Genomic DNA, 13731 nt, shown 5'->3' with positions numbered 1-13731 from the left:
AAATGAGTTTAAAAAAGAGAGTAAGTAAAGGGATAGCGTTAGTATTGATTGGAATAATATTTTCATTACCAGTATCAAATACTGTATTGGCTGCAGGTTTAGAACAAGAAGAGTCATATGATATGAGTTTGGATGAAGAAGTTTTAAATACAGATATAAATTCTATCATAGAAAATGAGTCAGATTTAATAGCGTCATATGGATTGAGTAAAGATCAAGTTATTCAATTAAATGAAGAGAGGGAATCATTTGATGTAGATACAAAATTATCTGACATGTTTTCTGATGAACAAGTGGAATTATTAAAGTTAGAATTTAAATCTACATATGGTGATGAAGATTTACTAAAAAAAGTAAGAGAAGAAAATAACATATTAACGGAAGTTAATGGTCATAGAGGAATAATTAAAACTACAATATATGATAATGAAGGACAGGTAAAAGATACAGTAGAAATTAATTACTTTGAATCATTAGAAAATTTAAATCAAGTAGGAAAAGAAAATAATTTAGAAATTATGTCTAGATCAACTACAGTAGTTCCATCTAAGCAGTATGGATCAGGAACTGTGTCTAGTGTATTTTATCCTTATATTAAGGTAACAAGAGATACAAAAGATAGGATATCTATTCATGGGATAAAATCAGGTCAAAAAAAGAGTTACTCTAAAGAAAAATATAATTGGAATAGTGGTAATACTTTAAATTTCTATAATAGTGTTAATAATGCGTCTGTACACTTCAATAAAATAGGATACAAATTAAGTGGAGCAGTTTTATCAAAATATATAAGTTACGTATCAGGTTTAATAGCTGCAACAACATTTGCACCAGCACTAGCAGTTGTTACAAGTGCATTAGCAGCTTTAGGCATAACTGTTAGTGGATTTGACATAGCAAAAGAAACTATAGCATTTCTTTATGACTTTGGACAAATAAATAAATACTATCATAAAATATAGAGGGCGTTAGAATGAAAATGTACTTTCCTTATATTATAGCTGGATTAGTTTTGATAAGTGTTGTATTTCTTATTTTTGGTTCTATAAAAAGCTTTAAAAAGGTTTACAACATGAATTATAGTAATAATAAAAATTTAATATATATAATAATATTTATGATTATATTATCCATTATAATTGTATTTTTATAATCATTTATTTTAAAAGAAAATAAGAATGAGGATAAAATTAACTTTATATATATTTTCATGATTATTATTATAAATGTCATTTTTAATTAAATGACTTGTAATATTGCAAACTAAACATTTGGATTAATTATAAAAGGTGCACCTATTTTAATTTAGGGTGCACTCTTTTTATATATTAATAAGGATTTCCAAAATGATGAATAAAAAATTACGAAATCAACTCACAAAACAAATAACTCAAATAAAAAAACGCGGTTAAATGGCTATTTATCAAGTTTTAAGTATTGTAATATCAATGTTGTCAAATGTGGTAGCAAAAGGAACGTTGTACACTTTTTATGGAGTACTACGAACGGAACGTTCCGATTGGGTGCACCTATAAAATAAGCTACAATACTGTATTTTACTTGGGTTTAAGCTTCTGAATCAATTTAGTATAATAAACAGTATAAATTCGCTTAGTATTTAGGTTATTATGGAGGTTATATATGAATGTTATTGATATAAATAATATAAAAGATTTATCAGGAGCATACTCAATAAAATTCGGTAAAGAAAAGAAATATGTAAATATAGAGGATGAGAAGATAACATTATTTGGTCGTATAAAAAGTTATGCTCATGGAGGTTGGTGTAACTACAGAATACAAGATATATTTATATCTAAGCAAAAGACAGGTTTTGGAGAAAAGAAATTCTTTGTTTGCCCAGAATGTGGTGAGCGAAGAACTAAAATTTATTGTTATGAGAATAAAGAAGTATTTAAATGTAGAAGCTGCTTAGGTAAAAATATATATTCTGAAAGATGTAATTTATATGATGGAGTAGGTACAGCTCTTATTGAATATAAGTTTTTTAATTTAATATCGGAGCTTGATTTAAGCGAAACCTCAAAGAAAAGACATATACCTTTTGATAGTAGATATTATGGATCATGCAAACCTAAATATATGAGGTATGAAAAGTTTGAGTTGATATTAAAGCAATTAACGGCCCTATCTGCTATGAGAGATACTGTTATATTGCAAAAATGTTCATATAGTACTAAGTATATTAATGGATTATTAAATAGTAATGCACTAAAGAAGCTTAAGTTAATAGATATACCTGACGCTATATGGTTTCATAAAGTATAAATTAACTATATCCGGTTGTACCCTTGTAAAACTTTTTACACCCTAAGTTTTTTTACCTTTCGAAATGGACTCAATTAATAGTATTAAAATGTAAAATATTGAAAATGCTAGTTTTATCCTTAAAAGGTTTGAATAATATTTGTTAGTATAATTATTTAAATGATTATCTACATTTTTTATAGGCCTTAAAAAGTAATCTGACGTTTCTGACTCCCTAAAAAGAGAAGTATTCGGCATTTTCGGCAGTCCTAAAAAGGGATTTTGAACTTTATGAATTCCATAAAAAATAAGTATTTGGAGTATTTAAAAAGGTAATGCTCACAATTCATAAATTAATAAATGAATATAGTTACTTATAATATTGCAGTCATAATATTAACTTAGTACTACTTAGTTAATAGTCATAAGGTTTAGATTTGTTGGAAAATGAGAGTGAAAAATAAGCTTCTTAATACAATAACAGGAGAATTATGTAAAAAAATAGCTTTTAAGATTTAGCTTATAATAAAATATAAAGCCTTAAATTAGACTATAAGGTACTTACATTATATTAGTAATGTATTTATACCTTGTAATGTTTAAAATGGCATATAAAAGATATAACACAAAATAACACAATAGTAACACAACTAATATGAAAAATAGTAGAAAATATAGATTTTAAATTATTTAACTGTACCAGTGTATATATTGGTATAACTGAATTTGGTTGAATATAGAAAAATATTAAAAATATAATTATAGAATCCCCTCGTCTCCACCATTAAAATCCACGAAAAGTCATACTAAATTTAGTATGATTTTTTTGTATGAAAGAATTATATATTTATTAAAAAAATGTTAACTCTATTATAACTAAGTTAAAAGTATATAAACTAAAAAAAAATATGCTAGTATGTTAAATAGGCTATGTTAAACTATTTGTTCAACATAGTCTATTAAAAAAATAAATTTAGTAGAGGTAATTAAGTTATGATAAAGAATTTTGCACATCGTGGATTTAGTGGTAAGTATCCAGAAAATACTCTTTTAGCATTACAAAAAGCGATAGAAATAGGTAGTGATGGCATTGAATTTGATGTTCAGTTAACAAAAGACGGACAAGTTGTAATTATACATGATGAAACTATAGACCGTACTTCTGACGGAACTGGATATGTATGTGATTATACTTATGATGAACTAATAAAATATGATTTTTCAGGACGTTATATGGGGAAAGTTGAAAAACAAAAACTACCTCTTTTAAAAGACTACTTTGAAATGGTTAAAGACACTAACATTATTTCAAATATAGAATTAAAAAATAGCATTCTTGATTATAAAGATATAGAACAAAAAGTGTATGGATTAATAGTGGAATATGGTTTAAAAGATAAAGTTATTATTTCATCTTTCAATCATGAAAGTATAATTAGAATGAAAAAAATTGATGAAAGTATTGTATGTGGTTTTCTTGTAGATTGTACTATGTTAGATGCACCAATGTATATCAAAAAATATAATGTTGAGTGCTTCCATCCTTCAGGATATAGCTTAACAAAAGAAAAGGTAGAAGCTCTACAAAATCAAGGTATATTGGTTAATGTATGGTTAGGAAGTCATAACATGGATTACAAAGAACTAATAGATATGGGAATAGATATACTAATATCAGATAATCCAGATCAAGTAAAAGAAATTATAAGCAACTTATAGGAGGGGATATGAAAATATTAGACAACCATGTGCACACTAGTTTTTCAAGTGATGCAAAGGATTCTATGGAAACTGTAATAAAAATAGCTATAAAAAAGGGATTAAAGTATTTAACTATAACAGATCATGTAGAAAATCATATTACAGGAGAATGGATAGACTACAATGACTATATACCTGTATTTAATCATTATAAAGAAAAGTATAAAGGTGAGATAGAGTTATTGCTGGGTATAGAAGTTGGATATGAAAGTGATAGACACGAAGGTCTTGAAAAAATAGTAAAATCTTATCCTTTTGACTTTGTAATTTGTTCTACTCATTGTATAGATGGTAAAAAAATACATGATAGGAGCTACTTTGAGGGAAAAAGTAAAAAAGAAGCTTATGATAGATACTTTGAGTATGTGAGAGACTGTACTAAAAAATTTAAAGAATTTAACATATATGGTCATCTTGATTACATCATAAGATATGGGACTTATGAAAATAATGAGATATGTTTTGAAGAGTATAAGCAAATAATAGATGAGATATTAATTAATATAATAAATAATGGTAGTGGGATAGAGCTTAATACCTCAGGCTATAGATATGGATTAGATAGCACTCATCCAAATATTAAATTTATAAAAAGATATAAGGAGCTAGGGGGAACTATCATTACTTTAGGTTCAGATTCCCACAGGGCTAAGGATTTATGTGCTGATTTTGATAAAGCTTGTGAAATTTTAGCAAGTTGTGGATTTGAATATGTATGTATATTCAAAAATAGAAAACCTAAATTTATTAAAATAGAAGAAAAAGATAAAAGTAATATTGCTTAGATAAGGCTGTATCAAATTTATTTGGTATAGCTTTTTTCCTATTGAGAAAATTATATTGTCTTACTTATATAAAAATTACTATTTTTTGGTTAAATTAAATTTAATAAATTTAATAAACACTTAATTAAGTTAACTATGTATTAACTACTACTTAATAATCAGTTAACAAATACACTATAAAATATAATTAAGTTGAGTAAATGAAACAAAAGGACAAGTTAAGGGAAATAAAATATTAGAATGAAATGGGAGTTAATATGGCAAAGATAATTTTAGAAAATATTAAGAAAAGTTATAGCAAAAAAAATACTGTAATAGAAAACTTAAATTTAGAAATAGAAGATGGTTCATTTACAGTATTAGTAGGTCCATCAGGATGCGGGAAATCTACAACTTTAAGAATGATAGCAGGTCTAGAAGATATTACAGATGGAAATCTATTTATAGGTGATAGGGATGTAACTAAGGTAGATGCAGGACAAAGGGGGATATCAATGGTTTTCCAAAATTATGCTTTATATCCTCACATGAGTGTAAAGGAAAATATAGAATTTGGATTAAAAAATAATAAAGTAAAAAAAGAAGAGAGAGAGAAGCTCATAGCAGAAGTTTCTTCAGTAGTAGGATTAGATGAATATTTAGAAAGAAAACCATCTGACTTATCAGGAGGTCAAAGACAAAGAGTAGCTTTAGCAAGGGCTATGGTAAAAACACCTAAGGTATTTTTAATGGACGAGCCTTTATCAAACTTAGATGCAAAACTAAGAAATCAAATGAGAAGTGAGCTTATCCAACTTCATAACAAGTTAAAGTCAACATTTGTATATGTTACTCATGATCAAGTCGAAGCAATGTCTATGGCAGATAAGATAGTAATAATGAATAAGGGTGAGATAATGCAAATAGATGCACCAAAAGAAATTTATCAAAATCCTAAAAATATATTTGTTGCTCAATTTATAGGAAGTCCAGCTATGAATATACTAGATATGAATGTATGCCACGAAAAATATGGATTTAGGCCAGAAAAAATTAAGTTAGAAGCAGATGATAATTTTGATGGAATAGTTTTAAACGGAACAATACTTACAAAGGAAATTTTAGGGTCAGAAGTGCTTTATTGTGTAAACGTACAAGGTAAAGATATAATGATAAAAACTGAAACTGATACTTTAAACTTTGATGAAAAAGTACAGTTATTCGTAAATAAATCGGATTTATATTATTTTGATACAAATGGAAATAGAATCGAAAATGAAAAACAAATACAGGGGTTATTTGAATTAATAAATGATAAGGAGAGTTTAAATGAAAAAGCAATATAAATCTTATCTATATATAATGCCTGCTTTAATAGGAGTACTTGTATTTGTAATATATCCAATATTGTACACAATATACTTAAGTTTTCAATCGGGAAGTTTGATGAGTCCAACTTTTACATTTGCAGGGTTAGATAACTATAAGGATCTTTTAAAAGATGGAGACTTTATAATAACTTTGAAAAATACAGCAATCTATACAGTAGCAATGGTTACTATTTCTATTTCATTAGCACTAGTATTTGCAGTATGGTTAAACAAACAAAGTTTTATGCACAAGCTTACACAGACTATAATATTTACACCTCATATAGTTTCTCTTGTATCAATAGGTGTACTATTTATGTGGCTTATGAATCCTGATTATGGATTTTTAAACTTTGTACTAGAGAAGATAGGTCTTGAACCATCTACATGGTTATCTAGTGATAAAACAGCTTTATTCTCAATAATACTAGTTGGGATATGGAAAACAGTAGGATACAATACTTTAGTGTTTGTAGCAGGTCTTCAAGGTATACCGAAGTATATTTATGAAGCTGCAAACTTAGATAATAGTGGACCAATAAAGACCTTCTTTAAAGTTACATTACCTCTACTATCACCAACAATATTTTTCCTATTAATAACAACGACAACAGCGTCATTCCAAGTGTTTGACTTAATAAATGTTATGACAAAGGGAGGACCAATAAACTCTACAAATATGTTAGTTTACTACATTTATGAAGCAGGGTTTAGATATTACGATATAGGGATAGCATCGGCTGCAAGTGTGTTCTTAATAGTATTAGTAGGTATTTTGACTTTTGCACACTTTAAACTATTATCTAATAAGGTTCATTACCAATAAAATTAGTAGGAGGAAAGATCTTGGAACAATTACAACAATCTAGCGCTTATAAAGAAAAAATAAATTTAAAAGAAAAACTATCGATTCTTAAAGTACCGTTAAAATGTTTGGAGTATGTGGTATTGGGTTTAATGATAATGATATTTGTATTTCCTTTTATTTGGATGATATCAACATCATTAAAAACTACAGCTGAAGCAATACAAATACCACCAACAATAATACCTAATGAATTTATCTTTGAAAACTATTTAAAGGCATGGAATTCAGGGCCATTCTTTAGATATTTAGGAAATAGTATATTTATTACTTCAGCAATACTAATTATGCAGTTTATAATTATGGTTCCAGCTGCTTATGCTTTCTCAAAAATTAAATTTAAGGGAGAAAAAATATTATTTGGAATAGTGTTAGTCGGGCTAATGGTTCCACCACAAATAACTTTTTTACCTGTGTATATTATGATGAGTAAACTTGGATTAATAAATTCATATGTACCATTAATACTTCCTTTCATGACATCATCATTTGGAATATTTTTACTAAGACAAAACTTCATGCAAGTATCGGATGAAATACTTGAAGCAGCGAAATTAGATAATGCTTCAGATTTCAAAATAATGTGGAAGATTATGCTGCCTATAGCTAAACCAGCTATGATTACATTTGGGTTATTTAGTTTTATATATCATTGGAACAATTATTTCTGGCCATTAGTTATGAGTAATACTGATTTGGTTAGAACACTTCCTATAGGTGTTGCTATGCTTAAGGAAAGTGAAGGTATAACAAATTGGAATATAGTAATGGCAGGGAATGTAATGCTTACAGCACCAATACTAATAATATATACATTCTTAAATGGTCAAATTAAAAAGGCGTTTGCATATTCAGGAATAAAATAATATTTTATTATAGGGGAGATTTAAAAATGAAATTAAAAAGAACGATATCGGCAACATTGGCTCTTACATTAATAGTAGGAACATTAACAGGATGCTCAACTAAAGGACAAGATACAGCAGTGGACTCAGTAAGTGATGGAAAGGTTCAAGTAGAATTTTGGAATGCTTTAACTGGTACAAATGAAGAAATCGTAAAGAGTTATGTAGATAAGTTTAATGCACAAAGTGAAGATGTAGAAATAAAAATGGTATCTCAAGGAGATTATTGGGAGAATGGAACTAAATTACAAGCTGCAATAGCTGCTGGTAATCAACCAGACTTAACAATGCTTGAAGTAACTCAAGTTGCTCAATTTGCATCTGTTGGAGCATTAGCAGATTTAGAACAATATGTAAGCAAAGAAAAGATAGATGATTTTTTACCAGGGCTTATGAGAGAATCGGAATATGATGGAAAGACTGTAGCAGTACCTTTAAACAGAAGCACTCCATTACTATATGTAAATAAAGAAATGTGTGAAGCTGCAGGACTTGATCCAGAAGGTCCAAAAAACTGGGATGAATTAAAAATGTATGCTGAAAAGTTAACAAACGAAGCGGACGGAGTAGTAGGTCTTGCAGTACCAATAGATATATGGTTCTTTGAATCATTAATATACCAACAAGGTGGAGAAATGATAGATGAAAACAACAAAGTTGCTTTCAATAATGAAATAGGTTTTAATGCTTTAGGATTATGGCAAGATATGATGAAAGAAGGAATAATGCAATTACCTCCAGGGGAAGGGTATGATGCATGGGATGCTGCAAAGGATGCATTCGTTAATGGAAAAGCAGGTATGACATTCCAATCTACAGCAAGTTTAGCAGGACTTATGGAGCAAGCTGAAGGTAAATTTACAGTAAATACAGCGTTCTTACCAGGGGATTCTCAATATGGAGTTCCAACTGGTGGAGCAAATGTTGTTATGATGGAAGGTTCATCTCAAGAAGAAAAAGAAGCTGCTGCTGAGTTCATAGAGTTTATGACTGATGAAGAAAATGCAGTTCAATTCTCTATAGATACAGGATATATGCCAATAACTAACACTGCATTAAATAGTGAAACAATACAAAATTTATATAAAGAAAAGCCTCAATATTCAACTGCTGCTAAGCAATTAGAATATGCATCTCAAAGACCAGGTGTAGTAGGATACGTTGAAGCTACTGAAAAGTTAATGAACGAAATGAAAAAAGCTTTAATGGATTTAAATGTTGATGTTAAAGAAACAGTTGAAAAAGCAACTGCAATAATGCAACAAGTAGTAGACAAAAACAATAAATAGTACATCTTATCCTCTTAATTTAAAATATACAAAAGGTGATGTTATCATAATTATATATAAATATATAGTAAATTGAAAAGAGATTAATATGCATAATCGTGGGTGTGATTACTGCGATTCGTTTCCACCATTCAAACCCTCGAAAATGAGGATAAGGAACTACTAAACCTTATAGTTTAGTAGTTTTTTATTTTGCCTTTTACAAATATTTTATTAATATAAGCTGTAGTAAAATTTACGTCATTGGCATCTACTGATTGTAGTCCATGTGCAAAAGTTGAATAGTTCGACCCAAGTTTATTTATAACAATAAACAAAAGTTTCAAATAGAGAAATTTCTATGATTACATGATATAATGAATATAAAAAATAATAATGAGGTGATATTGTGGCGAATATGAATGATGTAGCTAAAAGAGCCGGTGTATCAAGAGGTACAGTATCAAATTATATAAATAATGTAAAAATAAAAGAATCTTTAAGAATAAAAATAGAAGAAGCTATAAAAGAACTGGGGTATATACCAAATATAGCTGCAAGAGAATTGAAAACAAATACAGCTAGTAATGTAGTATTCATAGTACCTACAGTATGGAATCCATTTTTCTCTGAACTTACATATTACTTGCAAATAGAATTGAAAAAAATAGGTAAAAAGATGTTATTATGTAATTCTCAAGACAATTACTTATCAGAAATAGAGTATATTGAAATGGCAAAACAAAACAAAGTGTATGGCATTATATCTGTATCTTATAGTAATATCTTACCGCATTTGACTGAAAATTTACCATATGTTGCAATAGAAAGGTATTATAATGAATCAATACCTTATGTAACTAGTGATAATATAAATGGAAGTAAACTTGCTGTAAATGAATTATATAAAAGAAAATGTAAAAATTTATTACACATTACAAGAGAAGTAGAAAATAATAAAGCTTTAATGGATAGAAAGTTTGGTTTTGAAACTACATGTAAGGAATTAAATTTAAATTATAGTATTTTTAATTGCCATTGCAAATCTAGTGAATTTAGAAAAGAAGTAAACAAGTTTATAAAAGAATCATATAGCAACAATAATAAATTTGATGGTATTTTTTGTGCTACAGATAGATATGCACAGTATGTTATTGAAGCTCTTGAAGAAATGGAAATAAGAATACCAGATGATGTTCAGATAATAGGATTTGATGGAGCTAAAAGTTATTCTAATGAACATCTAAAAATTTCTACTATGAAACAAAATATTGAAGGGCTTGCAATAGAAGCAGTTAACTTACTTCAATTAGTAGTAAATAAAAGTGAAACTATAAATAATAAAATATTACCAGTAAGTTTTTTAGAAATTGAAACTACAAAAAGAATAAATGAACAATAATCTAAAATCATAGTTTTTCAGAACTGTGATTTTTTTTTAGAAAAATTTAAAAAAATGGCAAATGTTTTCTTGAAATGATTGGGAATTTATATTACAATAAAAATATAAAATTGGAACGTTCCAAAAATAAGGGGGAGAAAAAATGAATTATAAAAACATTGCTAAAGAAGTGATTAAAAATGTTGGAGGAAAAGAAAACATAGCAAGTGCAGCACACTGCGTAACAAGATTAAGATTAGTATTAAAAGATACAACAAAGTATGATAAAGAAATACTCGAAAATATTGAAGGGATTAAAGGTGTATTTTTTAATAGTGGTCAATTACAAGTTATATTTGGAACAAAAACTGTAGATCTTGTACATGCAGCTTTGATGGAGATATTAGGAATAAAAGAATCATCTTTAGCTGATGTGAAAAATGAAGCTAATAAAGATCAAAATAAAATTAAAAAACTGTTTAAAGCTTTTTCAGATATTTTTGTAGGTTTAATACCAGCAATAGTTGGATGTGCAATGATTTTAGGTTTAAGATCTTTATTTCTTACTGAAGGTCTATTTGGATTAGAAGGTACATTAGCTGATACATATAAATGGGCAAATGATACTGCATCATTTTTAAATATTATAGCTACAGGGTTGAATTTCTTACCAGTACTTATAGCTTACTCAGCAACTAAAAGATTTGGTGGAAATCCAGCACTAGGTATAATAATAGGATTAATATTAGTTCATCCTGACTTAGGAAATAGATTTGAATATTTACAAGGTACAGCTACTAATGTAGAATACTGGAACTTATTAGGAGTAAATGTACCGGCAGTAGCATTCCAAGGGGGAATATTCCCAGCTATACTGACATCTTTATTTTTAGCTACATTTGAGAAATTTATCACAAAACATGTTCCGCAAGTACTTTCATTCGTACTTGTACCTACATTAACTATAATAGTATCATCTTTAGCTTTATTCATAGTATTTGGACCATTAGGAGATGCTATGGCATCAGCTATTGGATATGTGTGTGAGATATTATATATGAAAACGGGAATTATAGGTGCTTTTGCATTTGCAGCACTTCTTCAACCATTAGTTATAACAGGAACACATCATGCAATAGGAAGTATAGAAGCTCAATTAATTGCACAAACAGGATTTAATTATATACAACCGTTATGGTCAGTATCAATTATAGCTCAAGGTGGAGCTTGTATAGGAATGTTCTTATTAGCAAGAAAAAAATCAAAATTAAGAGAAGTATCAGTATCTAGTTTTGTACCTACATTAGTGGGAGTTTCAGAACCTGCAATATTTGCAGTAAACTTAAAAAATTCTATAGTTCCATTTGTATGTGCAGCATTAGGAGCAGGTTTAGGTGGAATATATATGAAATTACTAGATGTAAAAGCACTAGGTTTTGGATTAACAGGAATACCGGGTATAACAATAGTAAATCCACCAGTAATGTTACATTATCTAGTAGGAAACTTAATAGCATTTATTGCTCCTATAGTATTCTTAGTTATATATCATAAAGTTAAAGGAGTACAAGGTATAGAAAAGTCAAAAGTAAGTGTTGCATAAATGATGCAAACGATAAAATAGTTTTATAAATATAATAAAAAAATAGAAACTTAGGAGACATTATGAAATTTAAAAAAGTAGAAAAATACACATATGTAGAAGATAAACATAAACCTTATTTAAAAGAACTAAGTGAGTTTGTTAGTAAAAGTGAATACTTACCAAAGTATCACATTTATCCTAAAAGTGGATTAATGAATGACCCAAATGGATTGGCATATTTTAATGGAGAGTACAATTTCTTTTATCAGTGGTTCCCATTTGAACCTACACATGGTATGAAACATTGGGGACACTTAACATCAAAAGATTTATTAACTTGGGAAGAGAAAGATATAGCATTGACACCAGATATGGAGTATGAAAAAAATGGATGTTATTCTGGAAACTCTATAGAAAAAGGTGGATTATTATATTTATTTTACACAGCAAATTATAAAACTGAAAATGATAGAATACCAAAACAAGCTGTAGCGATTATGGACAAAGGTGGAAATATAGAAAAGTATATAAATAATCCAATTATAGATGGAGCACCAGATAATATGACTGGAGATATTAGAGATCCTTTTGTTTTTAGAAAAGGTGAAAAGTACTATATGCTATTAGGGGCAAAAAGCAAAAAAGAAAAAGGTGCATTATTACTATATACAAGTGAAGATTTATTAATATGGAACTATATGGGAGAAATAAATCTTCCAATAGATACAGGATATATGTTAGAATGCCCAAGTTTTATAGAAGTTGAAGGAAAAGATGTAATAATACTTTCGCCTATGGGTCTTGAAAAAGAAGAATTAAAGTATCAAAATCAATTTTCAACAGTATATTTAGTAGGAAAATTAGATATAGAAAATATGAAATTTGACCTAGAGTATATGGATGAAGTAGATAATGGATTTGATTTTTATGCATCGCAAGCATTTTATGGAAAAGATAATAAGCCTATGATGGTATCGTGGTTTGGATGTGGAGAACAAGATCTTCCAACTGATAAAGAAATGTGGAAGCATGGTTTAACTATGCCTCATACTCTTAGATTAGTCGAAAATAGATTGTGTAATTTTGTATCAGAGGAATTAAATGATCTATTTAATGATAAGAATGAATTTGACAGTAATATAATAAAAACAAAATCTAATTCCTATCATATTAAATTTAATATGCGTAAAGAAGATGAAAATAAATGGGTTAGATTTGGTAATGAAAATGATTATTGGGAGTTAAACTTTGATTTTGATAAAAATGTAATTCAAGTAGATAGAAGTAATCTAAAATTAAAAGTAGACATAAATAATGGATTGAAAAGATGTGCAGAAGGCTTAAATAAAGAAGAATATAAAGTTGATATTTATGTAGATAACAGCTTTGTAGAGGTATTTATCAATGAAGGAATGAAGTCATTTGTATTTAGATGCTTTAATCTAAACAATGAAGAACATAATATACAATTCACACATGCAAATAAAGGAAGTATAAATTACTACAATAAATAAAAAAAGGCTAGTTTATCTAGCCTTTTAACTATAAGAAAAGGAAAGATATA

11 protein-coding genes are annotated in these 13731 nt (G+C 28.1%); all 11 read left to right on the top strand.

Features of this window, described 5'->3' with window-relative positions; translation table 11 throughout:
- Positions 1-2: 2 nt before the first annotated feature.
- The 11 genes from I2A66_RS06145 (at position 3) to I2A66_RS06095 (ending at position 13681) form a co-directional block, all read left to right on the top strand.
- Positions 3-962, top strand: a complete 960-nt coding sequence (locus tag I2A66_RS06145; RefSeq protein WP_195251220.1) for a hypothetical protein — start codon at positions 3-5, stop codon at positions 960-962.
- 679 nt (positions 963-1641) lie between these two features.
- Positions 1642-2289, top strand: coding sequence for a hypothetical protein (locus tag I2A66_RS06140; RefSeq protein WP_195251219.1), 648 nt, complete (start codon positions 1642-1644; stop codon positions 2287-2289).
- 972 nt (positions 2290-3261) lie between these two features.
- A complete protein-coding gene (locus I2A66_RS06135) occupies positions 3262-3987 on the top strand; it encodes a glycerophosphodiester phosphodiesterase (protein WP_122639047.1) in 726 nt (241 codons plus the stop codon).
- A gap of 8 nt (positions 3988-3995) precedes the next feature.
- Positions 3996-4814, top strand: a complete 819-nt coding sequence (locus tag I2A66_RS06130) for a histidinol-phosphatase HisJ family protein (RefSeq protein ID WP_147516194.1) — start codon at positions 3996-3998, stop codon at positions 4812-4814.
- Between the two features lie 257 nt (positions 4815-5071).
- Positions 5072-6139, top strand: coding sequence for an ABC transporter ATP-binding protein (locus I2A66_RS06125; RefSeq protein ID WP_195251218.1), 1068 nt, complete (start codon positions 5072-5074; stop codon positions 6137-6139).
- A complete protein-coding gene (locus I2A66_RS06120; RefSeq protein ID WP_195251217.1) occupies positions 6123-6989 on the top strand; it encodes a carbohydrate ABC transporter permease in 867 nt (288 codons plus the stop codon). The genes I2A66_RS06125 and I2A66_RS06120 overlap by 17 nt, the downstream gene beginning before the upstream one ends.
- A 20-nt stretch (positions 6990-7009) precedes the next feature.
- Positions 7010-7894, top strand: a complete 885-nt coding sequence (locus I2A66_RS06115; protein ID WP_243238674.1) for a carbohydrate ABC transporter permease — start codon at positions 7010-7012, stop codon at positions 7892-7894.
- 26 nt (positions 7895-7920) lie between these two features.
- Positions 7921-9222 (top strand): ABC transporter substrate-binding protein, encoded by a 1302-nt coding sequence (locus I2A66_RS06110; protein ID WP_195251215.1) that lies wholly within the window; start codon positions 7921-7923, stop codon positions 9220-9222.
- 397 nt (positions 9223-9619) lie between these two features.
- Positions 9620-10603 (top strand): LacI family DNA-binding transcriptional regulator, encoded by a 984-nt coding sequence (locus I2A66_RS06105; protein ID WP_243113325.1) that lies wholly within the window; start codon positions 9620-9622, stop codon positions 10601-10603.
- Between the two features lie 142 nt (positions 10604-10745).
- A complete protein-coding gene (locus I2A66_RS06100; protein ID WP_147516197.1) occupies positions 10746-12185 on the top strand; it encodes a PTS transporter subunit EIIC in 1440 nt (479 codons plus the stop codon).
- Positions 12186-12247: 62 nt separating this feature from the next.
- Positions 12248-13681, top strand: coding sequence for a glycoside hydrolase family 32 protein (locus I2A66_RS06095; protein ID WP_147516198.1), 1434 nt, complete (start codon positions 12248-12250; stop codon positions 13679-13681).
- The last annotated feature ends 50 nt before the right edge of the window (positions 13682-13731 follow it).

This window comes from Romboutsia sp. 1001713B170207_170306_H8, assembly GCF_015550495.1.
Lineage (GTDB): Bacteria > Bacillota > Clostridia > Peptostreptococcales > Peptostreptococcaceae > Romboutsia_E.
Note: the sequence above shows the minus strand (reverse complement) of the source record. Positions and strands in the feature narration are given on the sequence as shown.

Bases quoted from the DNA above. Each gene is read 5' to 3' on its own strand.
- I2A66_RS06095 (WP_147516198.1), top strand. From the start codon at position 12,248: ATGAAATTTAAAAAAGTAGAAAAATACACATATGTAGAAGATAAACAT.
- I2A66_RS06100 (WP_147516197.1), top strand. From the start codon at position 10,746: ATGAATTATAAAAACATTGCTAAAGAAGTGATTAAAAATGTTGGAGGA.
- I2A66_RS06140 (WP_195251219.1), top strand. From the start codon at position 1,642: ATGAATGTTATTGATATAAATAATATAAAAGATTTATCAGGAGCATAC.
- I2A66_RS06125 (WP_195251218.1), top strand. From the start codon at position 5,072: ATGGCAAAGATAATTTTAGAAAATATTAAGAAAAGTTATAGCAAAAAA.
- I2A66_RS06145 (WP_195251220.1), top strand. From the start codon at position 3: ATGAGTTTAAAAAAGAGAGTAAGTAAAGGGATAGCGTTAGTATTGATT.
- I2A66_RS06135 (WP_122639047.1), top strand. From the start codon at position 3,262: ATGATAAAGAATTTTGCACATCGTGGATTTAGTGGTAAGTATCCAGAA.
- I2A66_RS06110 (WP_195251215.1), top strand. From the start codon at position 7,921: ATGAAATTAAAAAGAACGATATCGGCAACATTGGCTCTTACATTAATA.
- I2A66_RS06120 (WP_195251217.1), top strand. From the start codon at position 6,123: ATGAAAAAGCAATATAAATCTTATCTATATATAATGCCTGCTTTAATA.
- I2A66_RS06105 (WP_243113325.1), top strand. From the start codon at position 9,620: ATGAATGATGTAGCTAAAAGAGCCGGTGTATCAAGAGGTACAGTATCA.
- I2A66_RS06130 (WP_147516194.1), top strand. From the start codon at position 3,996: ATGAAAATATTAGACAACCATGTGCACACTAGTTTTTCAAGTGATGCA.